Origin of the sequence: Streptomyces sp. NPDC049040 (assembly GCF_043197715.1) — a bacterium.
In the GTDB taxonomy this organism is placed as follows: Bacteria; Actinomycetota; Actinomycetes; order Streptomycetales; family Streptomycetaceae; genus Actinacidiphila.
The window spans coordinates 904,593-926,640 of sequence record NZ_JBICTO010000001.1; the positions used below are offsets into that span (position 1 = coordinate 904,593).

The 22,048-nt window shown below is 73.3% G+C and carries 20 protein-coding genes and 1 tRNA gene; 9 read left to right on the plus strand and 12 right to left on the minus strand.

What is annotated here, in order from left to right; genetic code table 11:
* The first annotated feature begins 205 nt into the window (after positions 1-205).
* The 3 genes from ACGFMP_RS04080 to ACGFMP_RS04090 all read left to right on the plus strand — a co-directional run bounded on the left by ACGFMP_RS04080 (position 206) and on the right by ACGFMP_RS04090 (position 6,560).
* On the plus strand, positions 206-775 hold the full coding sequence (locus tag ACGFMP_RS04080; protein ID WP_393670328.1) for an EF-Tu/IF-2/RF-3 family GTPase: 570 nt from the start codon (positions 206-208) through the stop codon (positions 773-775).
* Between the two features lie 176 nt (positions 776-951).
* Entirely contained in the window at positions 952-2,025 is a 1,074-nt protein-coding gene (locus ACGFMP_RS04085) for an alpha/beta hydrolase (RefSeq protein ID WP_393670101.1), read from the plus strand.
* Between the two features lie 497 nt (positions 2,026-2,522).
* Positions 2,523-6,560 (plus strand): glycoside hydrolase family 3 C-terminal domain-containing protein, encoded by a 4,038-nt coding sequence (locus ACGFMP_RS04090; protein ID WP_393670102.1) that lies wholly within the window; start codon positions 2,523-2,525, stop codon positions 6,558-6,560.
* Between the two features lie 186 nt (positions 6,561-6,746).
* Here the strand turns inward: ACGFMP_RS04090 and ACGFMP_RS04095 are convergent, their stop codons facing one another.
* A complete protein-coding gene (locus ACGFMP_RS04095; protein WP_393670103.1) occupies positions 6,747-7,211 on the minus strand; it encodes an NUDIX domain-containing protein in 465 nt (154 codons plus the stop codon).
* A gap of 212 nt (positions 7,212-7,423) precedes the next feature.
* On the opposite strand from ACGFMP_RS04095, the gene ACGFMP_RS04100 reads away from it, so the two are divergent.
* The 3 genes from ACGFMP_RS04100 to ACGFMP_RS04110 all read left to right on the plus strand — a co-directional run bounded on the left by ACGFMP_RS04100 (position 7,424) and on the right by ACGFMP_RS04110 (position 9,343).
* The gene (locus ACGFMP_RS04100; RefSeq protein WP_393670104.1) at positions 7,424-7,999 is read left to right on the plus strand and encodes a hypothetical protein; all 576 of its coding nucleotides are present in this window, start codon (positions 7,424-7,426) and stop codon (positions 7,997-7,999) included.
* Positions 8,000-8,105: 106 nt separating this feature from the next.
* A complete protein-coding gene (locus ACGFMP_RS04105) occupies positions 8,106-8,573 on the plus strand; it encodes a SigE family RNA polymerase sigma factor (protein WP_393670329.1) in 468 nt (155 codons plus the stop codon).
* 140 nt (positions 8,574-8,713) lie between these two features.
* On the plus strand, positions 8,714-9,343 hold the full coding sequence (locus ACGFMP_RS04110; protein ID WP_393670105.1) for a hypothetical protein: 630 nt from the start codon (positions 8,714-8,716) through the stop codon (positions 9,341-9,343).
* A gap of 15 nt (positions 9,344-9,358) precedes the next feature.
* Here the strand turns inward: ACGFMP_RS04110 and eno are convergent, their stop codons facing one another.
* A complete protein-coding gene (gene eno, locus ACGFMP_RS04115) occupies positions 9,359-10,657 on the minus strand; it encodes a phosphopyruvate hydratase (protein ID WP_393670106.1) in 1,299 nt (432 codons plus the stop codon).
* 214 nt (positions 10,658-10,871) lie between these two features.
* Between eno and ACGFMP_RS04120 the strand changes: the two genes are divergently transcribed.
* Entirely contained in the window at positions 10,872-11,294 is a 423-nt protein-coding gene (locus tag ACGFMP_RS04120; RefSeq protein WP_393670107.1) for a MarR family winged helix-turn-helix transcriptional regulator, read from the plus strand.
* Here the strand turns inward: ACGFMP_RS04120 and ACGFMP_RS04125 are convergent.
* From ACGFMP_RS04125 to lepB, 5 genes are all read right to left on the minus strand, one after another.
* Entirely contained in the window at positions 11,291-12,541 is a 1,251-nt protein-coding gene (locus ACGFMP_RS04125; protein WP_393670330.1) for an MFS transporter, read from the minus strand. The two genes, ACGFMP_RS04120 and ACGFMP_RS04125, sit on opposite strands and share 4 nt — an antisense overlap.
* Before the next feature lie 340 nt (positions 12,542-12,881).
* Positions 12,882-13,646, minus strand: coding sequence for a hypothetical protein (locus ACGFMP_RS04130; RefSeq protein WP_393670109.1), 765 nt, complete (start codon positions 13,644-13,646; stop codon positions 12,882-12,884).
* 45 nt (positions 13,647-13,691) lie between these two features.
* A complete protein-coding gene (locus tag ACGFMP_RS04135; RefSeq protein ID WP_393670110.1) occupies positions 13,692-14,363 on the minus strand; it encodes a hypothetical protein in 672 nt (223 codons plus the stop codon).
* Positions 14,356-14,652 (minus strand): hypothetical protein, encoded by a 297-nt coding sequence (locus ACGFMP_RS04140; protein WP_393670111.1) that lies wholly within the window; start codon positions 14,650-14,652, stop codon positions 14,356-14,358. The genes ACGFMP_RS04135 and ACGFMP_RS04140 overlap by 8 nt, the downstream gene beginning before the upstream one ends.
* A 118-nt stretch (positions 14,653-14,770) precedes the next feature.
* Positions 14,771-15,676 (minus strand): signal peptidase I, encoded by a 906-nt coding sequence (gene lepB / locus ACGFMP_RS04145; protein ID WP_393670112.1) that lies wholly within the window; start codon positions 15,674-15,676, stop codon positions 14,771-14,773.
* A 253-nt stretch (positions 15,677-15,929) separates the two neighbouring features.
* On the opposite strand from lepB, the gene ACGFMP_RS04150 reads away from it, so the two are divergent.
* Both ACGFMP_RS04150 and ACGFMP_RS04155 read left to right on the plus strand, forming a co-directional pair.
* Positions 15,930-17,435, plus strand: a complete 1,506-nt coding sequence (locus tag ACGFMP_RS04150) for a cryptochrome/photolyase family protein (RefSeq protein ID WP_393670113.1) — start codon at positions 15,930-15,932, stop codon at positions 17,433-17,435.
* Between the two features lie 120 nt (positions 17,436-17,555).
* Complete coding sequence (locus tag ACGFMP_RS04155; protein WP_393670114.1) at positions 17,556-17,831, plus strand: hypothetical protein; 276 nt, start codon at positions 17,556-17,558, stop codon at positions 17,829-17,831.
* A 17-nt stretch (positions 17,832-17,848) separates the two neighbouring features.
* On the opposite strand, the gene ACGFMP_RS04160 is transcribed toward ACGFMP_RS04155, so the two are convergent.
* The 5 genes from ACGFMP_RS04160 to ACGFMP_RS04180 all read right to left on the minus strand — a co-directional run bounded on the left by ACGFMP_RS04160 (position 17,849) and on the right by ACGFMP_RS04180 (position 22,040).
* Positions 17,849-19,729, minus strand: coding sequence for a CHAT domain-containing protein (locus tag ACGFMP_RS04160; RefSeq protein WP_393670115.1), 1,881 nt, complete (start codon positions 19,727-19,729; stop codon positions 17,849-17,851).
* Entirely contained in the window at positions 19,729-20,151 is a 423-nt protein-coding gene (locus ACGFMP_RS04165) for a hypothetical protein (protein ID WP_393670116.1), read from the minus strand. The genes ACGFMP_RS04160 and ACGFMP_RS04165 overlap by 1 nt, the downstream gene beginning before the upstream one ends.
* 134 nt (positions 20,152-20,285) lie before the next feature.
* Positions 20,286-21,305, minus strand: coding sequence for an aldo/keto reductase (locus ACGFMP_RS04170; protein WP_393670117.1), 1,020 nt, complete (start codon positions 21,303-21,305; stop codon positions 20,286-20,288).
* Between the two features lie 51 nt (positions 21,306-21,356).
* A complete protein-coding gene (locus tag ACGFMP_RS04175) occupies positions 21,357-21,791 on the minus strand; it encodes a VOC family protein (protein ID WP_393670118.1) in 435 nt (144 codons plus the stop codon).
* A 174-nt stretch (positions 21,792-21,965) separates the two neighbouring features.
* A tRNA-Trp gene (locus tag ACGFMP_RS04180) sits at positions 21,966-22,040 on the minus strand.
* Between the last annotated feature and the right edge of the window lie 8 nt (positions 22,041-22,048).

The following is a 22,048-nucleotide window of genomic DNA, read 5'->3' on the forward strand; positions in this document are numbered from 1 at the left end:
CAGGTGACGTCCTTCCCGCGGCGGTCCACTGCTCCCCAGCCTCGTACCGCCCCCTGCCGCCTGCCACCCGCCGGCCGCCGGACGGGTGAGCCGAGACGCCGGCCCGCGGCCGAGCCGATCATCGGGTCCGGCTCGCGCCCCGTTGCTACGCTCGCAGTCCTCATATCCGGGGGGTGCCGGGCGGCAGGGGGGACCGTTGGACGCAGTGGAGCCGCCCTTCCTGCTGGTCGTCGAGGACGTCTTCGACCGCGACCGGGGCCGGGCGGTGCTCGCGGCGGGCAGGATCGAACGCGGCCGGGTACGGCCCGGCGACGTCGTGGAGGTCGTCGGCCAAGGCGGCCCCGCCGCCCTCCCGGTGACGGCGGTCGACTCGGGCGGCGGGCGGATCCGCGAGGCGTCCGCGGGCATGAACATCGGCCTGCTGCTGCCCGGGACGGGCGCCCGTCCGGAGCGGGGCGACGTCCTCGCCACCCCCGGCTCGGTCGCCGCGTGGCGGAGCTTCACGGCCGAGATCGCGGTCCTGCCGCAGGACCAGGGCGGCGCCGGGATCCGCACGGGCGACCGGGCGGCCTTCCACATCCACGCGGCCGCTGTGCCGGGCACGGTTCGGCTGCCGGACGGCGCCGCCGTCCTGCGCCCTTCGCACGGCGCGACGGTGACGGTCACGCTCGACCACCCGGTGGCTCTCGAAGAGGGCAGGCGTTTCGCCTTCCGGTATCGCGGTCGCGCGACCGGCTCCGGTACGGTGACCCGACTTCTGGGTACCGGCCCATGAGTCGGCCGCGCACACGCCGGCGACGGGCCGCGGCACCGCGGCCGGGGGAGGACGACGTGTCGACGATTCCGACGGACCGCGGGGGGCCTGCCGCCCTCCCGGCCTCCCGCCAGGCCCGCTCCGCGGCGGACCCGGCGCGGACCCGGCGCAGCGCGTCCTGCGGGGGGTGAGCCGCCGTGCCGTCCGGCTTCCTCTTCTCCGTCGCGCTGCTCGCCCTGTGCACGTTCGCGGCGCTGCGGCCGCCGATGCCGTCGGGGCCGAGCCCGGCGAACCCGTGGTTCTTTCTCGGCTACCTCATCAACGAACAGCCCTTCCTCGGCCTGGCGTTGCTGGCGTCCGGAGTCCTGTCGACGCTGACGACCCGGGTCGGGACACCGCTGTGGTGGGCGGCCGTCGCGCTCACCGCCGTCCCGGCCGGCGGCATGGTCGTCCTGGCGGTACGCGCCCGCTCCGCCCGAGGCGTCCTGGAGGCGGCGCTCGCCGAAGGGCCCGGCATCCGGCCGCCCCGCAGGCGGCTGCCGCTCCTCAGGATCCTGCTGCTGCCCCTGCTCTGCTGGCGACCCGGTGTGCGCGTGCTCCGCAACCGCCGCTACGGCGCCGCGCGCACCCAGCGCCTCGACGTCTACGCCCCGCGCGAGCGCCGGCGCGGCGCCCCGATCCTGCTGTATCTGCACGGCGGCGCATTCGTGATGGGCAGCAAGCTCATCGGCGGCCGCCCGATGCTCTACCGCATGGCCGCCCACGGCTGGATCTGCGCCAGCGCCAACTACCGGTTGCGCACCGCCTACACCGACTCGCTCGCGGACGCGCGCCAGGCGGTGGCCTGGCTGCGCGACCACGCCGACGAGCTCGGCGCGGATCCCGCGCGCCTGGTCCTCGTCGGCGGATCGGCCGGCGCGCACCTGGCCGCGACCGTCGCGCTGACCGACGGCTCGGTCTCGGGAGCCGTCGGGCTGTACGGCTACTACGGGCCGGCCGGCGCGGACGCGTTCGGCGCCCCCGCCACCCCGCGCACCCATCTGCACGCGGACGCGCCGCCCTTCCTGATCATCCACGGCCGCCTGGACACCCTGGTGCCCTCGGGGGAGGCCCTCAGCTTCGCTGACGACCTCGCGCGCACCTCCGCCGCGCCGGTGGCCGTCGCCGAACTGCCCGGCACGCAGCACGCCTTCGACTTCTTCCACTCGCTGCGGTTCCACGCCGTCACCGACGCCGTAGAAGCCTTCGCGGTCTGGGCCGCCCGCCGCTGACCCAGGGCTGGTACGGCCCGGACCCGCGGCAGGGGTCTTTCGTCGAAGTCGGACAAAAGATCGGGGCGTGATCGCTGTTCACGGCGGAAAAGCGCGGTCGGGCCGGTGGTGGAGGCCACCTTCATGCATATCGTGCCTGCCGGCTGGTGCCCGGATTGTGGGTACTCATGGAGCTGAAATGCCCTGCCGGACGGGCTATCTGACGCTTCGTGGGCCTCTGTGCAGGCGCTGCAGGAAGCCTTGACTTCTGCTCATTCCAAGCTGAACAGTGAATGCGCGAGTTCCCGCCGGTCCGGCGGGAGGACACGTGCCGGCGCCGCATGCGCGAGAGAGGAGACAACGATGTCAGATCGCCGATCCCGCCGGTATCGGCCCGGGGCGACCCCCGAACCGCTCGCTCCCCGGTGATCGTGCGCTCCGGGCAGGCCACCGTCACCGGTGAAGGCGTACTCCCATGAACCTGTGCCCCAGTGGCGCGTGACGTGAAGGAGACAACCATGCGCTCCCGAAGAATCAGAAGCTCAGCCGGACGAGTGCTCGCCGCCGCGGTGGCGGCGGCCGTGGTGGCCGGGGTGCCGGCCGTGGCGCAGGCGAGCCCCGGACCTTCGGCCCGGTCCGCCGCCGCCTCGGAGGTACCGGTCTACCTGGACACGCACCACACCTTCGCCGAGCGGGCGGCCGACCTGGTCTCGCGGATGACGCCCGCCGAGAAGGTGGCGCAGCTGCGGACCAACGACGCCCCGGCCATCCCGCGGCTCGGGGTCCAGCAGTACACCTACTGGAGCGAGGGCCAGCACGGCATCAACCGGCTCGGCGCCGACACCGCGGCCGGCAGCCAGGGCGAGCTCGACGTGACGGCGACGAGCTTCCCGGTGAACTTCGCCTCCACGATGTCCTGGGACCCGGAGCTGACCTACCAGGAGACCACGGCGATCTCGGACGAGGTGCGCGGCTTCCTCGACAAGTCGCTGTGGGGGACAGGGCAGAACAACATCGGCCCGTCCGTGTCGGACTACGGCGACCTCACCTTCTGGGCACCGACGGTGAACATGGACCGCGATCCGCGCTGGGGGCGGACCAACGAGTCCTTCGGCGAGGACACCTTCCTGGCATCCGCGATGGCCGACGCGTTCGTCGACGGCTACCAGGGCCAGACCAGGACCGGCCGCCCGATGACCCCGTACCTGAAGGTCGCGGCGACCGCCAAGCACTACGCCCTGAACAACGACGAGAACAGCCGGCACACCCAGAGCGCGAACACCACCGACGCGAACATCAGGGACTACTACACCGAGCAGTTCGCCCACCTCGTGCGGGACGCGCACGTCTCCGGCGTGATGACCTCCTACAACGCCGTGAACGGCACGCCCGCGCCTGCGGACACCTACACGGTGGACGAACTCCTCCAGGCGACCTACGGGTTCGGCGGCTACACCACCTCCGACTGCGGGGCGATCGGCGACGTCTACGCCTCCGGCGGCCACAACTGGGCCCCGCCGGGGTGGACGACCAACGGCACGACGTGGACGAACACCGCGAGCGGCAAGCAGGTCCCCGCCGCCGCGGGCGGCCAGGCCCTCGCCCTGCGGGCCGGCACCCAGCTGAACTGCGCCGGCGGTGAGTTGACCACGCAGAACATCGACGCGGCCATCTCCATCGGCCTGTTGACGCAAGGGGTGATCGACAGCGCGCTGACCAAGCTGTACACGGTCAGGATGCAGACCGGCGAGTTCGACCCGGCGGGCAAGGTCGCCTACACCAGGATCACCAAGGCGCAGATCGAGTCGCCCGCCCACCAGGCGCTGGCCGAGAAGGTCGCGGCGCAGGACCTGGTGCTGCTGCAGAACGACAAGGTGTCCGGTACCTCGGCCCCGCTGCTGCCGGCCGATCCCGCCGCGCTGCACAGCGTCGTCATCGTCGGCAACCTGGCGAACACCACGACGCTGGGCGGTTACTCCGGCAGGCCGTCGCTCACCGTCGACGCGGTGCAGGGGATCACCGCCGCGGTCAAGGCGGCCAACCCGTCGGCGACCGTCACCTTCGACGCCTGCGGCACCTCCACGACCGCGACGACGCCCGCCGCGTGCTCGGAGGCGACGCAGGCAGCGGCCAGGACGGCGGACCTGGTGCTGGCCGTCGTCGGCTCGGACCTCGCGGTGGCCGACGAGGGCACCGACCGCTCCGCGCTGGCCCTGCCCGGCAACTACGACTCGCTGATCAGCCAGGTCGCCGCCGCGGGCAACCCCCGTACGGCACTGGTCATGCAGGCCGACGGCCCGTACGACATCCGGCAGGCCGCGAAGGACTTCCCGGCGATCGTGTTCAGCGGCTACAACGGCGAGAGTCAGGGCACGGCGCTCGCCCAGGTCCTCTTCGGCGAGCAGAACCCCTCAGGCCACCTCGACTTCACCTGGTACGCCGACGGCTCGCAGCTCCCTGCGATGGACGACTACGGGCTCACCCCGTCCCAGACCGGCGGCCTCGGGCGCACCTACATGCACTTCACCGGCACCCCGACGTACCCCTTCGGATACGGCCTGTCCTACTCGGACTTCCGCTACTCCCACGTGCGGGTCGGCCCCGGAGCCGTCTCCGCCGACGGCACGGTGAAGGTCGGCTTCGACGTCACCAACACCGGCAAGACCGCGGGCGCGACCGTCGCCCAGCTCTACGTGGCACCGCGATTCACCGTGCCGGGGACCGAGCTCCCGAAGGAGCAGCTCGCGGGCTTCCGCAAGACGGCGGTGCTCGCGCCGGGCCGCACCCAGCACGTCGAGCTGTCCGTCAAGGTCGCCGACCTCAGCCAGTGGGACGAGAGCGCCCTCAAGCAGGTCGTCCACGACGGTGCCTACGAATTCCGCGTCGGACCCGACTCCGCGACCGCGGCGGGCTCCGGCACGGTGCGGGTGCACGGCGCCATCACCCCCCGGGTGCAGACCGTCACCGTCCAGCCCGCGCAGGTGGTCTTCACCGCGGGCGAGACCCTGGACCTCACCGCGGCCAACCCGTGGATCGCGCCGGACACCGACCCCACCCTGGAGCAGGAGCACGCCCCGGCCGACCACATCATCGAAGCCGCGGACAACGACCAGTCGTTCGCCGACCTGTCCCGCGCCCGTGTCACCTACCGCTCCAGTGACCCGCGGGTCGCGACGGTCAGCCGCGCCGGCGTGGTCACCATGCGCGCACCCGGCGCAGCGACGATCGAGGTGACCGTCGACGGTGTGACCGGCACTGCTCCCGTCGTCGTGCAGGACCCCTTCGGCCTGCGGGCGGCCGGCATCGTCAAGCCGAACACCACCATCACCGCGACCGCGACCTTCGCCAACACCAGCGGGCACGAGGTCAGCGGTCTGTCGCTGAGTCTGCGGGCGCCGAGCGGCTGGACGGTGCGGGCGACCTCACCGGTGTCGCTGTCGCATGTCGCCCCGGGCCGGACGGTGACGGCCACCTGGAGCGTCGGCGTGCCCGGCGCGGCCGAACCCGGCACCAAGGCTGAGCTGGCCGCCACGGCGGTGTTCACCGGTGGGGCGGGCGCCTACAGCGAAGCCGCGGTCAGCCCGCTCACCGTGACCTCCGGTGCAACCCCAGGACAGGTCACCCCTGAGGTCACCGGGACGAGCCCGCCGGCCGGCTCGCTCCACGTCGTCGTGGACAACCCGTCCGACACCCCCACCGCGGTGACCGGCGTCAGATGGAAGCTCGGCAGCCAGTCGGGCACCCAGCCGGTCGACGTGACCATCGCCCCGCAGGGGTCGGCGACGGTGGACGTGCCGGTCACCGGCATCGACTTCGCCAAGGCCTACCCGTTCACGGTGACGAGCGTCATCTCCGGCGACCTGTCCTCCGAGCCCTTCTCCGGGCACGTCACCTTCCTGCCCGTGGTCAACAAGAGCCTCGGCACCTCGTGGACCCTCGGCCAGGTCAAGGACGGCCCCTCGGTGGACCTGGCCACCACCGCCGACGGGACCTGGTCGTCCCTGGACGGCTCGCAGCCCTACGGCGGTCCCTCCGACCTGTCGGGCAAGGTCTGGCTCGACTGGGATTCCGCGAACCTCTACATCACCGCCGACCTCACCGACGACGTCTTCTCCGAACCCGCGACCGGAGCCGACATCTGGCAGGGCGACTGCCTGCAGTTCGCCGCCACGTCGGGAGTACCGGGCTCCTCGGCAGCGGCGAGCACCGCCTCGGTCAACGGGCACTACGAGTACGGAGCCGCGCTCACCCCCGCAGAAGCCCAGCTCTACCGCTGGATCGCCCCCACCGAGGGCAGCGGGCAGGTCACGAACGCGAGCGTCCACGTGACCAGGGACGGGGCGACCCACACCACCCTTTACGAGCTGGCGTTGCCGTGGAGCGACCTCACCTCGGTCCAGCCGACCGCGAACACCGTGTTCTCCTTCGCGCTGGACGTCAACGACAAGGACAACGGGGTGCGCAAGGGCTACACGCAGTGGGGCGACGGCATCGGGTCGAGCAAGGACGTCGCGGGCTTCGACATGGCCCAGCTGATGCCGGCGAGCGCGTCGTAGCCGCGGCCCGGCAGCTGCCGTAGCCCGCGACACGCGGGCTGCCGCGGCGCCGGGAAGCGGATCCGCCCGGCACCCGGCACGGCACCGGCGGCCCTCGTTGCGGACTTCCCCGGTCCCGGCGAGGGCCGTCGGCCGTCGCAGCCCGCGCCATACGGCCGCGGGAGCCGACGCCGCGCCGCCACGACGTCAGGTCCGCTCCGCGAGGCGGTCGATGAAGGCCGCCTGGGCAGCGACGACGACGTCGCGCGCCGCGTCGAGCCCGAACCACGCCACCCGGTCCAGCTCGGGGAATTCGGCGGTGCGGCCGGAGCCGCGCGGCCACTCCATGGTGAAGGTGCCCGGCACCATGTCCGCCGGGTCGAGGTCGCCCTCCACCGCCCACACCGTCACGTGCTTGCCCCCCGACTGCACCACCTCGCCGAGCGGCAGCGGTACTCCCCCGGGTGCGGGCAGCCCCACCTCCTCGCGGAATTCGCGGCGCGCCGCGTCCCAGGGCTCCTCGCCGCCCTCGTACTCGCCCTTCGGCACCGACCACGCCCCGGCGTCCCTGCGGGCCCAGAAGGGGCCGCCCATGTGGCCGAGCAGCACCTCCGTCCCCGCGGCGGTGCGACGGAAGAGGAGCAGGCCCGCGCTGCGCTTGATCTCAGCCATGAGACCAGTCTCGGTGCGAATGCCGTGCGCGGGCCGGACCGAGCACGCGGCGATTCACGGCACCGCGGTCGTGGGCATGGCCGGATCACGCCGGTCGCGGCGGCGAATTCCGGCAGCCGTGCAACCTCGTCGGCGCCCCGGAAGTGAAGAGGGCGGAGGAACCACGTGCCCGGCCCCCGCGCGGGACCGGGCCCACCGATCGAAGGAGCAACATGAAACTGCGCATCGTCGCATCCGCGGTGGCTCTCGCCGCGGCAGCCACGGCCGGTGCCGTCACCGCGCACGCGGACGCCGCTCCGCCGGCTGCCGCGCCCGCCCCCCGGGCCGCGGTTGCGCCGGCCGTCGCCTCCGCCACGACCGCCCACGCGGCCAAGGCCCCCGCGGCCGCGGGTGTGCGGGTGGTGCGGCCGGGGCAGCTGGTCGACGCCGGCCACGGCCAGTACCTGAAGCTCACCCGTACCGAGCGCTGCGTCGGCACCCCGCCTGAGGACTGGTTCACCTGCAAGAGCGTGGTCGACGGCAACCAGCCGGCGGGCACGGTGGGCGTGCAGTCCTCCGGCGACGCCTCCGGGACCCTCTACTCGCCGCTCTACATCGGCGACGGCCGGGTCGCGCGTATGACGCTGACGGTCCAGGGCGTCACCCGGCAGGTCCAGGTGGTGACCCTCGCCGGCCACCCCGGCTACGCGACCGGGTACGTCTGGGGGGCTCCCGTGGCCGGCTTCCCCGGTGGCACGCCCGAGATCACCGTGTACGACGCCGCAGGCACGGTCCTTGCCCAGCTCTGACAGTCCACCGCTCGACGCGCCGGCGCGCGGCGGCGCCGCCCCGGGACCCGACCGGTCCCGGGGCGGCGCCCCCGAGGGCCGCCCGGACTTCGGGTCCTGGGCGGCGGTGCGCTGGTCACGGCTGGTCAGGACCGCCTACCTGCTGACCGGGGACCACCACGAGGCGGAGGACCTGGTCCAGACGACACTCGCCAAGGTCTACCTCGCCTGGCCCCGGATCAGCCGGCTCGACGAGCCCGACGCCTACGTCCACCGCGCGCTGGCGAACAACAACATCAGCCGTTTCCGCAGGCGCCGCGTCGTCCAGTTGCTCACCCCCCGGCTGCCCGAGCGCAGCCGCCCTGAGACCACCGCCCGCGTCGAGGCCCGCGCCTCGCTGGCCGCCGCCCTCGCCACGCTCCCGCCGCGGATGCGGGCGGTCGTCGTGCTGCGCTACTGGGAGGACCTCAGCGAGCAGCAGGTCGCCGATGTGCTGGGCTGCTCCACCGGCAACGTCAAGAGTCAGGCCAGTCGCGGCCTGCGCAAGCTGCGCGATCATCCGGCGCTCGCCGCGGGGGAGAGCGGGGAGAGGTGAGCGGTATGCACAGCCGGCCGCGGGACAGGACCGGAGGACCCGGCGGCACGCCCCCCGGGGATCACGAGGAGCGGGTGCGGAGCGCCCTGCACGACGCCGCGCTGAGGATCGAACCCCGTGCCTGGGCAGAAGGGGCGGTGATGGGACGCGCCGCGCGCCGCCGGCGGAACCTGCGGATCGCGCTCTGCCTGCCGGTGGTGGGCGCCGTGCTCGCCGTCGCCGCCGTGGCCGGCACCGTTCGCGGCCAGGTGGCCCCGGGCCCCGGCGGGACCACGGGGGCGGCGCCCCCCGTGGCTGCGGCCGGCCCGACCGCGACCGCGTCGCTCCCCGACGGCCTGCCGCCCGCGCGGGTGGTCGCGCCGGGCGAGCCCGTCGACGTCGGCGGCGGCAGGCGGCTGCGGCTCACCCCCGCCGAGCTCTGCGCCGACCGGAGGGACGGCGCCGGCTGGGTCTGCAAGGACGAGTCGAACAAGGACGGGAACCAGCCGTCGGGATCGGTGAACGTCCAGTCGGGCGGCCACCCGGGCGGCATGGGGTTCGTGGTGGTCTACCGGGGCGCGGCGGCGGCCGCGCGGGTGGCCGTCGTCATCGGCGGACGCACCTGGCTCGCACCGGTGGTGACGCTGGCAGGGCGCCCGGGGTGGGCGGCGGGATACGTCGACGTCCCGCTGTCCGCCGTGCAGGACGACCCCTTCCTCAGGTCCGCGAGCTTCAGGGTGTGGGACGTCCACGGCCGGCTGATCGGCTCCCTCTCCCAGGAGGACGGCTGAGGGCGGCCGCCGCGGTCAGGCGCGGCGCAGCACCGATCCGCCCGCGTACCGGGCCGAGGCGCCCAGCTCCTCCTCGATCCTGATGAGCTGGTTGTACTTCGCCGTGCGGTCCGAGCGGGACAGCGAGCCGGTCTTGATCTGGCCGCAGCCGGTGGCCACCGCCAGGTCGGCGATCGTGGTGTCCTCCGTCTCGCCCGAGCGGTGGGACATCACGGCGGTCCAGCCCGCGCGGTGCGCGGTCGTGACCGCGGCCAGGGCCTCGGTCAGGGTGCCGATCTGGTTCACCTTCACCAGGACCGAGTTGGCGACGCCCGTGCGGATCCCCTCGCGCAGCAGCTTCTCGTCGGTGCAGAAGACGTCGTCGCCGGTGAGCTGGCAGCGGTCGCCGACGCGGGCGGTCAGCTCCCGCCAGCCCTCCAGGTCGTCCTCGGCCATCGGGTCCTCGATGGAGACGACCGGATACGAGTCGATCAAGCCGGCCAGGTAGTCCGCCTGCTCGGCGGGGGTACGCCGCACACCCTCGCCCGCGTACACGTACGCACCGTCCCGGAAGAATTCCGACGACGCCGGGTCCATCACCAGGCCGATGTCCGTGCCCGGGCGGTATCCGGTGCGTTCGACGGCAGCCATGACGAAGTCGAGCGCCTCCTCCGCGGTGCGCAGCGCGGGCGCGAAGCCGCCCTCGTCGCCGACGCCCGTGGAGTGCCCGGCGGACAGCAGGTCGCGGCGCAGCGTGTGGAAGACCTCAGAACCCATGCGGACGGCTTCCGCGAAGGTCTCCGCGCCCACCGGGGCGATCATGAACTCCTGGAAGTCCAGCGGATTGTCCGCGTGGGCGCCGCCGTTGACGATGTTCATCATCGGCAGCGGGAGCAGGCGCGCGCCGGCGCCGCCGAGGTGGCGGTAGAGCGGCAGCCGGTGGGCGGCCGCGGCGGCCTTCGCGGCGGCGAGGGAGACGCCGAGCAGCGCGTTGGCCCCGAGCCGGGACTTGCCGTCCGTGCCGTCGAGCGCGACGAGCGCGGCGTCCAGGCCCGCCTGGTCGTCGGCGTCGCGCCCCGCGACCGCCTTCGCGATCTCGCCGTTGACGTGGGCGACAGCGCGGTCGACGCCCTTGCCGTGCCAGCGCCCGGGATCCCCGTCGCGCAGTTCCACGGCTTCCCGCGCGCCGGTGGAGGCGCCGGAGGGGACCGCGGCGCGCCCGAGGGAGCCGTCGGCGAGGACGACATCAGCCTCGACCGTGGGGTTGCCGCGGCTGTCGAGGACCGCGCGGGCGGTCACGGACTGGATGGTGGTGGGCCCGACTGCCTTGTACATCAGGGGACTTCCTTACCGTCGTGGCGCGCCGCGGCCCCTGCTGCGACAACGCTGGCGCGTGCCGCGGCAAGGCAGACTCTACAGCAATGCTGCTCAGTTTGGCTGTACAGCAGATCTGTGCAGCCGCACTGTGGAGATCGGCTGCGGAGGCCGCGGATCCCGGCGGGCCGATCCGGCGCGCAGTCCCGCTGGTGGGCGGCGGTTAAAGTGCCCTATGCCCACCCCGGAACCCGCCATCGTCGCCACCGAACTGCGTACCGCGATGGGGAAGCTCACTCGGCGCGTGAAGCACGAGGACCGAATCCCGCTCGGCCAGGTCGCCGTGCTCGGCACGCTCGACCGCGACGGGGCCATGACCACCAGCGACCTCGCCGCCGATCAGCGCGTACGCCCGCAGTCCATGGCCCGCGCGGTCGGACTGCTCATGGAGCAGGGCCTGGTCGCCCGCCGCGCGCACCCCACGGACGGCCGCAAGTCCCTGGTCGAGCTGTCCGCCGCGGGACGGGACGCGCTCGAGGCGGAGCGCGGCCGGCGGGCCGGCTGGCTCGCCCAGGCCATCGAGACCGAACTCACCGCCGAGGAGCGGGAGGTGCTGGCGCGCAGCGCCGCCCTGATGGAAAGGCTCGCCGCGCGCTAAGGCGCGTCCGGCAGGGCCTCGCGCGCGTCCGGCAGCGCCCGCCCCAGCCGGGCCAGCGGGGACAGGGCCATCAGCACGGGGGAGGCCACCATGCCCGCTGCCGTCAGCAGCAGGCCCGTGCGCAGCCCGCACCGCATCGCGAGGAACCCGCCGAGCAGCGAGCCGAGCGGGGACATCCCCATGCCGACGAAGCTGATCGTCGCGGCCACGCGGCCCTGCATCCGCTCCGGGGTGACCGCCTGCCGCACCGCCATGACCGTGACGTTCACCAGCTGGCCCGCGGCGCCGAAGACGAAGTCGACCGCCAGGAGCGCGCAGACCGTCACCGCCGAGGAGCCGTGCAGCACCGGCGTGCACAGGAACACGCCGTCACCGATCGCCGCCGCTGCCACCAGCACCGTGCCGTGCCCGAACCGGCCCGGCAGCCGCCCCGCCAGCAGTGAGCCCAGCAGCGCGCCCGGTCCCGTCGCCGCGAGCACCAGCCCGACGGCGGTGCCCGACAGGTGCAGCTCGCGCGGCAGGAAGAGCAGGTAGACCGTCATCATGGCCGCGAAGCAGAACTGGAAGGCCGCCGAGGCCGCGCACACGGTCCGCAGCGAGGTGTCGGCGACGACGAAGCGCAGGCCCTCGTGGATGCGCCGCCAGACCCGAGGCGGGGCTTCCGAGCGCCCGGGGACCGGCTCGACCCGGCGGATCCGCCGGATCGACAGGAAGGACAGCGCGAAGAACACGGCGCAGCAGGCCGCCGCGACGGGCGCCGACAGCAGGGACGCCAGCGCACCGCCGAGGGCGGGCCCGCCGATCTGCGCCGCGGACCTGCTGCCTTCGAGCGCGCTGTTGGACCGCAGCAGCCGGTCCCGCCCCACCAGCCGTACCGGGGCCGCCTGGTAGGCCACGTCGAAGAACACGGACATGGCACCGACGGCGAAGGCGAGCACGTACAGCGCGGGCAGGCCCAGCAGGCCGCACAGGCCGGCCACGGCGGCGGCGCCCAGGGCCAGCGTCCTGCCGGCGTCCGCGAGCGCCATCGTGGTGCGGGTCCGCCACCGGTCCACCCACGCGCCGACGAAGAGCGAGAGCAGCAGGATCGGCGCCTGCCCCACCGCGCGCAGCACACCGAGCCGGCCCGCACCGGCGTGGAGGGTCAGGACGGCGACGAGCGGCAGGAGCACCATGCTCGCCTGCTCGCCGAGCTGGGAGGCCGTCTGGCCCGTCCACAGCCTGCGGAAGTCGGCGTCGCGCCACAGCCCCGGGACAGCGGGCGGGCCGGAATCGGGAACAGCGGAGGAGACGGAGGGAGCGGAGGCCACGGGGGATCCTTCGAGGTGCAGGCAACGAGAGCCCGCCACCGGGCACTGACAGGTGCACCGGCGGTTCAGGGCGGGGAAAGGCTCGCTGTGCCGCAACGTCAAAGGCAGCACGCGAAGACGGGCCCGTCAGGGCCTACGACGTCAACGCGCGCTCGGAGAACCGGGCATGTTCCTGCTCCTCACGGATCACTCGACCCGCCGAACCCTAGGGCCTGGCCGCCCCTCGCGAAAGCCGATTGTCCGCCGCTGTCCGCCGCCGGGGCTCGCGGGCCGGCCCTCAGCCCCAGGTGACGACGTCCTCCGCGGTCTGGTAGCCGACGTCGAACGCGCTGTCGCCGTCCGTCACGGCCGCGGGGACGGGGGACAGGCAGTGGCAGCAGAGCTTGTAGCCGATCCCCTGGTGCGGGTCGGTCTGCCACCTGACCCATTCGGCGGCCTCTTCCGCGGTCAGCACCTGCATGCCGGCCGCCCACGTGGTGCTGAAGACCCCGTGGTGGGCGAAGGCGGGCAGCCCGGCGAGCGACCACGGCGAGCCCATCGGTTCCGCCTGGCCGACATAGCGGGCCACGCGGGGGCAGTTGCTCCGGTGCAGCGTGGTCTTCCCCGCCGCGTACGGATGGCGGTCAGGGTCCGCGAGGCGCACCTTGTACATGAAGGATTCGGTGGCGATGGCCTCGAACTCCGCCCGGGCGCCCGCGCACACGGCGCAGCCGTGCGGGCAGTCGTAGCCGCCGGCCGGCCGCTCGGCGTGGCCGTTCGGCGGGTCCGGCGGGCTGACCCACTGCGCGAAGGCGTCCAGCGCCTCGTGGAGTTCCTGCCCGGTGATGCACCCCTGCGCGAACATGTTGATCATCTCCTTGACCGCGCGGAGCTCGACCATCAGGAGCGGGGTGTCCCCCTGAGCCTCGGTGGAGTCGGTGGAGTGCATTCCCCAGACGACCCAGTCCTCTGTGTACGAGTTTTCGATCATCATCCGGTCGTCCTCGGTGCGGAGCACACCCCCGTGCGACGTCGCGGGCCGCTCGGCCGCCGCCCTGGTCATGGCGAGGACCGTCGTCGACGGGTCCCGTGCTCCTTTTCGCTGGGGTCAGTGTTTGCGCCGGCGCCTGGGCTTCGCCCGGCCGGGGCGGAGAAGGGCGATCTGGCGGGAGAGGAGGAGGAAGGTGGCCAGCGCGGAGAACGGCGGCAGGCCTGCGGTGGCGCACGCGATGATCGTTCTCGGGGCGTGTGCGATGCACAGGGCCATGGCGATCACGGAGAAGAGGACCACCGCGATCCACCCGGTCCGCCCGGAACGCCGGTGCGCGGCGGCGTGCAGGATGGACAGGCAGCCGGCCAGCCACGGGCCGAAGACGAGTAACGGCCACGAGCCCGCGAGGCCGTGGGCGGTCGGGGACGCCAGCTGGCGCAGCGGGCCGTAGGAGACCATCGCGCCGAGCACGCCGATGCCGGCGGCGACTCCTGCGGTGATCGTCGCGATGCAGACGCCGAGGGTGGCCGGCCGCCGCAGCCGTACGAGCAGCGGGCGTCTGCGGCGGCGGTGGACCCGGGGTGCCGCGGGCGGCGATTCCACGGGTGCGGCCTGCCCCGGGATGATCGGCTTGAAGAGATGCTCGAACTCGGCGTCGAAATCCCACTGTGTCCGGGTGTCTTCCGGCTCCGGCTCCGCCTCCGCCTCGGGAAAGGAGTCAGGCAGCCGTCCGAGCCGAGGGGCGAACCCTTCGGGGCCCATCATCTGGTAGATATCGTATTCATACACTTTGCGGCCATCCGTATGGCGAGTCCTGCTGGCGGGTGCTCGTCGGGTCTTCGGTTTGTACGAGATCCCAACGCCGCGTGAAGTCCGCTTCGATGCGTTCCATCAAGGCGAGGAATTCGCCCAGCAGGCTGCTGCACGAGGGTGTGCGAACGGCTGGTCCGTAGTCGAATGCGGCACTGCGCGCCGCCTCCAGGTCGTCCTCGGGAGTGAACGCCTGCGGAAACGGGGCGGAGCCGAAAGTCCGGCGGTCCGCGTCCTCGGGGGTGGGTGGGCCAAAAGGCGTGTTCACACCTCCATCAACGAGGCGCGGGGTCCGAGCAGGACGTGGCGATCGAGTGAAAAAGGCGTGGCATTCGGTTAGAGCATCCAGCCCTGTTCCGGGGTGCAGGAAAAGGGATCGCCCGCGTTCAGCCGGTCGGCCCGCCGCCACGGGACTCGGCGGCCGCCGCCAGGGCGGCCGTCAGCCGGCGCCTGCGCCACAGGACGAGGGGAGCCGCGGCGGCCAGCCCCACGGCGCCCGGGGCGGCGGCGGACGCGGAGTCGATGCCCGACTGTCCGAAGGTGCCGGGGACCGGCAGGGTCGCCCAGCGGGTGACCGGCCATGCGACGACGAAGGCGCGGCCGACGACATTGCCGACCGGCACGAATCCGTGGGTCTTGTCGGCCTGGTGATAACGCGAGTCGGCGGAATTCTGGCGGTGGTCGCCCATCACCCACAGCTTGCCCGGCGGCACGGTGACCTTGAACCGGCCGACGTCATCGTTGCTGCACGGGGTGTTCCCCGCGTACACGTACGGTTCGTCGAGCGCCTTGCCGTTGACCTTCAGCGGTCCCGTGCCCTGGCATTCCACCGTGTCGCCGCCGACCCCGATGACGCGCTTGATCAGGTCCTGCTCGTTGGCGGAGGGCATGAGGCCGACGAAGCTGAGGGCCTTCTGCACGGGATTCGGGTGCGGTGCCGGCTCGTCGCCCAGCCAGTGGTTCGGATCGTGGAAGACGATGACGTCCCCGCGCTCCGGTGTCGAGCCGAACCAGGGGGTGAGCTTGTCGACCAGGACCCGGTCGCCGGGCTGCAGGGTGTTCTGCATCGACTCCGAGGGAATGGAGAATGCCTGCACGAAGAAGGTCTTGATGACGAGGGCGAGCACGAGTGCGATGCCCACCAGGAGGGGAATCTCCTTCCACATGGCGCGCTGCCTGGCGGGTCCGCGCCGGGACGGGGCGGCCGCCTCTCCGGCCGCGCTCTCCCCGGCGCCGCCGGCGCCACTCGCGCCGTCCGCGCCGACCAAGCCGTTGCCAGCCCTGTGCTTCATCGCCCGCCTCGTCTCCTGCCCTGGTGAGGCGGAGACCGCCCCCACCGCTACAACGAACGAGAGTTCCTGCCGTGACGGCGGTCCCCGGGCCGCGTGCCCGCCGGCCGCCGGTGTACGCACGGCACCCGCACCGGTCCACCCGGCGGCCTGGGCGGGGACTCGGCATGGCGGCGCCGAGCGGAAGGCGCGGCGTGCCAGGATCGGGGACCCGGTGGCCTGGACGCACCGGACGACCGGTGGTGAGGAGACGGCCTTGGCTGCGCGACCGCACTGGCTCTTCGGCGACCAGCTGGGCCCGCACTTCATCGACCCCCGGCACGGCGGGCCCGATCGGGACGCCCCGCTGGTGATGATCGAGGCCCGCTCCGTGCTGGCCAGGCGCCGCTTCCACCGGGCGAAGGCGCACCTGGTGCTGTCGGCGATGCGGCACCGGGCGGCGGAGCTGGGCGACCGGGTGACGTACGTCCGCGCGGAGACGTACCGTGAGGGCCTGGAGCGGGCGGTACCGCGGGGCCGGATCAGCGTGTTCCCGCCGACCTCGCGGCGGGCCGCCGGGCTGGTCGACGGCCTCGACCGGGCGGACGTCCTCCCCGAACGCGGCCACCTGGTCAGCCGCGCGGACTTCACCGCCTGGGCCGACGCCCACGACGGCGGACTGCGGATGGAGGACTTCTACCACCGGGTGCGCCGCGACCTCGGGCTGCTGATGGACGGCGGCGAGCCCAGCGGCGGCCGGTGGAATCTCGACCACGAGAACCGGGAGCCGCCGCCGTCCGACCGCCGCACCCTGGACCTTCCCGAGCCGTGGCGCCCGGCGGAGGACGAGGTGGACGACGAGGTCAGGCACGACCTGGACCGCTGGGAGCGGGACGGCCGCGTCGCCTTCGTCGGCAGGGACGGCCCGCGTGGTTTCCCGGCCACCAGGCGGGAGGCGCTGGCGGCGCTGCGCCACTTCCTGCGCCACCGGCTCGCGGACTTCGGACCGTACGAGGACGCGATGCTGGCGGCCGATCCGGTCATGAGCCACAGCCGGCTGTCCCCCGCACTGAACCTCGGACTCGTGCACCCGCAGGAGTGCCTGACCCGGGCGGAGAAGGCGCTGAGGTCCGGTGACGCGCCGCCGAACAGCGTCGAGGGCTTCGTCCGCCAGATCGCGGGCTGGCGGGAGTACGTCCGGCACGTCTACTGGTACTTCGGCGAGGACTACCGCGGCAGCAACGCACTCGGGCACCGGGCGCCGCTGCCCGGCTGGTTCGCGGAACTGGACGCGGAGGCGGTGACCGCCCGCTGCCTGTCCACGGTGCTGGCCCAGGTCCGCGACACCGGCTGGACCCACCACATCCCGCGGCTGATGGTGCTGGGGAGCAGGGCACTCCAGGACGGCTGGGACCCGCAGGCCCTGAACGACTGGTTCCACCGCTGCTTCGTGGACGGCTACGACTGGGTGATGCTGCCCAACGTGATCGGCATGTCCCAGTACGCCGACGGCGGCCGGATGACGACGAAGCCCTACACGTCCGGCGGCGCCTACATCGACCGGATGAGCGACCTGTGCGGCGGCTGCGCCTACCGGCCGGGCGAGCGCACCGGCGACCGGGCCTGCCCCTACACCGCGGGCTACTGGGCCTTCCTGCACCGCCACCGCGCCCGGCTCGAGCACAACCCCCGCATGGCGCGTCCGGTACGCGGCCTCGACCGGCTGAGCGACCTGGAGGAAACCCTCGCGGGTGTCCGGGAGCGCGGCGACGCGGCCCCCTGAGCCGTCCCCGCGGGACCGGCCGGCGCCCCCGGGCGGGGGTCAGGGGAACCGCGCGGCTCGAACGCGTGTCCTCCATGACGTCTGCCCCAGAGGAACCGCGCGGGTCGAGGTGAGGATGAGATGAAGCGACGTATGACGATGTGCCTGACCGCAGTTCTGTCCGCCGGCATCGCCGTGTCGGCCGTGTCCGGATGCTCGAGTGACAAGCGGGGGACGGGGGATTCACCGGTCGCGAACCACCGGGGCGACGACAGCCCCGCCAACATCACCAACTTCCCCGACGGGTTCGCGAACATCGCCACCAAGTGCGTTGCGGGGGCGCCGGGTTATCGCGCGTTCGTCACCACGCGCGAGGCCGCGCCCGTCATACTCGCCGACCCCGCCTGCAAGGGCTGACGGCCGCTGGGGCCGTTTCAGGCGCCGAAGTGGGTGAACGGGGCCCAGGTGGTGGGACGCAGGCCCTCGGCGGCGGCCCAGGAGACCGCGCGGCCGAGGGCGACGGAGGGCGGGACGCCCGGGGCGCGCAGCTCCTGGTGGAAACGCGTCATCAGGCGCACCGTCTCCTGCGAGTCCGGCACCGGCCACAGGGCCGCGGCGACCGAGCCCGCGCCCATCGCCAGCATCGCCGCGGGGAAGCCGAGCTGCTCGCTGGACTGCTCGGTGCCGATACCGCCCAGATGGCAGGCCGACAGCACGACGGTCGCTCCGCGCCGCAGGTCCCGTTCGAGAAGCGACGACAGCGGCAGCGCCTGTCCGAGCAGCATCTCGGACCGCAGCGGGTCCCGCGGGTCGAGCTGCCCGTGCCCGGCAAGGTGCAGGAGGCTCGCCACCGAGATCCGGCCGGTCAGCGAGTCAGGCGCCGGCTGCGGCCCGGTCCGTGCCGGTTGCGGCCCGGTCCGTGCCGGGACGTCGAAGGTACGCAGCCGGTCGTCGGCGCCGGCCGGTCCCTCCGCGGTGCCGCGCCCAGCGCCCGTACCCCCGGCGCCGGCGGATCCGCCGTTCCCGCCGCCGACGGCCTCGCGCAGGATCAGCGGCTCGACACCGTGGACCGCGGCCACGGACCGCGCCTCGTCGACGGTGAAGGGGATGGCAGTCCCACCGGCGTCGTCGGCGAACCACGGGTCGGCGGCGACCAGCACCTCCCGGTGCGACGGCCGCGGCCAGGCGCTCGCGAACAGCAGCGCCCGGCCGGACGGGACGATCGTCAGGTCCATGGCGGCACCGGCCGGAATCCCGTCCACGGGGGCGGTGAACAGCGGGAGCAGGGCGGCTTCGCCGAGCGGGACCACCGCGACACGGCCACCGCGCAGCTCCGGCCAGGCGGTGAGGACCGGCTCCCAGACGGCCGCGGACAACTCGGTGAGCGCGTCGCGCACCGCTGCGTCACGCACCCGCTTGCGGCGCTCACCGGGGCCGAGCACCTCGCGGACCCTGCCCGCCTGCTCCTTCACCGCGGCAAGGGTCAGCCGCGGAAGGGCGACGCTCCGGCACAGGCCGTGGTCAGGGACGTTCCCGGTCGCGGGGTCGAGCCGGAATGCCGCGCCCTCCTCCACCCCCGGGGCCACGACCAGCACGCAGCGGCCGGTCGTCGCCGCCGCCAGCGCGGCGGGCGCGACCGTGCTCCCGGCCAGGACGTAGCGTCCGGATCCGTCAGCCAGGGCCGCTTCGAGATCCGCCAGCAGCATGCCGTCGACCTGGGCCTGCAACGCGGCGACCGTGTCCGCGGCGCCTGGGGTGACCTGCCGGGCGCGGGCGATCTGGCGCCGCTGGAGATCGCGGACGGTACGCAGCTTGCGCCGGGCGCCGGCGCCGGCGAGCAGATCCGACATCTCCCGCGCGTGCGTACGGTCGCCCAGGCGCAGAGTGGTCAGCGACTCGGCGAGGACGCAGCCGGCCAGCGGCACCCCCGCACGGTGGGCCATGGCGACGCACATGTCGACCATGGACTGCACCCCCGGCCGCAGTTCGTCGGGGAAAGGGCGGCCGCGCGCGGCCCAGCCGGCGTCGATGGCGGCGACCGCAGTACCGAAGGCGATCCCCGAGGCCACGGCGAAGAACCACTGCCCGGTCCGCGCGTGCAGCGTGAAGGAGGTGCGGGCGGTGTCGAAGAGCAGACCGGCGAAGGCGTCATTGCCGCGGGCCAGCTCGTCGAAGCAGTAGCGCATCTGCCGCCAGGACTCGTCCACCACGGCCGCGGTCGGTCCTGACTGCTCGCAGCGGGCCCGCAGTTGGAGGACCTGCTCCTGGAAGGCGGCCGGCTGCATCCGCCCGCCGCCGCCCCCGAACAGGCCCATCAGCCGGCGGCCGGCGTGTGGCTGTCGAGGGCGGCGACGATGGCGCCGGTCAGTGCCGCGGGATCCAGCAAGGGCAGGCCGTCCGGGCCGGCGGGGCAGCTGATCTCGACGCGGGTCCTGGCGGCTTCGGGCCCCGCGGTCACCGTGAACGCCACCTGCCGCGGCCCACCCGCCGTGCGGGCGCGGAGGCCGAACCAGGCGGCGACCCGGTTGACGAAGTCACCGATCTGCTCGCGGGCCAGGTAGACGCCGACCAGGCCCGTGGTGAGTCCCGCGCCGTGCTCGCCGGCGGACAGGACGGCCTCGGTCACCGACAGCAGCTCGCCGGCGCTCCGTGCGGCCGTCTCGACCTCGTCGAAGTCCTCCGCTTCCAGTAACTCCCACAGATCCGCGGGCACATGGACATACATATGGTCGGTCACCCCGGCACCGTAACAGCGGAGCCCGACAGTTCGCCCCTTAGTCGCATATGTTTCCCGGCCTCGTCCAGGGGGCCGGACCCGGCCCGCGGGGCGGCGGGCGGCGGGCGGCGGGCCGCGAGGTGGCGGCCGCGGTCCTACCGCCTCCCGTCGAGCCGCGCGGACGCCTCGCCGAAGACCCAGGGGCTGGTCTCGGCGATGAAGTCGCCGGGAAAGCCCGCGGTGAAGGGCACCGCCTTGTCGAGGCGCTCCACCGCCTCCGCGGGCAGGGTGAGGTCGAGGGCGCCGAGATTGTCCTGGAGTTGCTTCACGCTGCGGGCGCCGATGATCGGGTGCACCGCCCGGGAGCGCGCCCGGGTCCAGGCGATGGCCACCTGGGACGCGGTGACGGCCAGCTCGTCGGCCACCTCCTGGACGGCCCGTGCCGCGGCCAGGTCGCGTTCGCCGAGCGAGTCAGGGGCGAGCCTGGTCGGGCCCTCGGGGCCACCGGGACGGGTGAACTTGCCCGAGAGGACGCCGCCGGCCAGCGGCCCCCAGGTGGCCACGCTCATCCCGAACGTCTCGGCCATGGGCAGCAGTTCGCGCTCGATGTCGCGGTTGAGGAGGTTGTAGGGGACCTGGAGGCCCGCGAAGGGCGTCCAGTCGCGCCACTCGGCCAGGGTGTTGGCGCGCGAGACGACCCACGCCGGGGTGTCGGAGACACCCACGTACAGGATCTTCCCCGCCCGCACGGCGTCGTCCAGCGCCCGCATCGTCTCCTCCACCGGGGTGTGCCGGTCCCACAAGTGCACCCAGTACAGGTCGATGTAGTCCGTGCGAAGCCGCCGCAGGCTCGTCTCCAGGGACAGCGTGAGGTTCTTGCGGTGGTTGCCCGCGGCGTTCGGGTCGCTGCCGTCACGGGTGACGGTGTACTTCGTGGCCAGGACGAAGCGGTCCCTGCGGTCCTCGAGCAGCTCCCCCAGGATGGTCTCGCTCTCGCCGCCCCGGTAGTTGATCGCCGTGTCGACCACATTGCCGCCGGCGTCCGCGTACGCGTCGAGCATGCCGCGGCACTCCTGCGGTGCGGCCCCCACGCCTCCCTGCTCGCCGAAGGTCATCGCGCCGAGGAACAGCTCCGAGACGCGCAGCCCGGTCTGGCCCAGCAGTCGGTAACGCACCGTTGATCTCCGCCTCTGTCGTTCTCGTCGTCAGGTGAAAGGAGCGCGCGGTCAGGCGCCGAACAGCTTCGCCGCCTCCCGGGCGACCTCCTCCGGGGAGACATCGCGCAGGTGCTGCGCCATGCCCCAGCGGTGCCCGAACGGGTCGATGACCTGACCGTGCCGCTCGCCCCAGAAGGTGTCCTGCAAGGGGTGGAAGACGGTGGCGCCCGCGTCCAGGGCGCGCTTCCACAGGGTGTCCACATCGTCGGTCGCGATCTGCAGCGCCCCGTAGGTGCCGCCGAGGGTCAGCGGCGAGACGATGCCGTGGTCGGGGAACTCGTCGGCGATCTTCACGGTCGAGTCCCCGAAGGCGAGCTCGATCGTGAGCACCTTGCCGCCCGGCAGGGGGATGCGGTCGCGCTCCTGCGCGCCGAGTGCCTGCACATACCATTCCGCCGCACGGACGACGTCGCGTACGACCAGGTGCGGGGTGAGGGTGGCCATGGAGTGCCTTTCGCCGAACTGACGCCGGATACGTTGCGAGTCCGATCGTCAGGGCATGAACTGCCCGCTGTCCAAGAACCTTTGTGATAGCCAGCGGTTATGAACGAGCGTACGAGAGACCCCTGTCCTTCGTCATGACCGTGGAGGAACCGGACGCCGGCAGCGCGGGGTGGACGAAGCCGACCGGATTCGAACCGGCGTCCTCGCGGTTTTGGAGACCGCGCGCGTCGACCTCTGCGCTACGGCTTCGCCCGGTC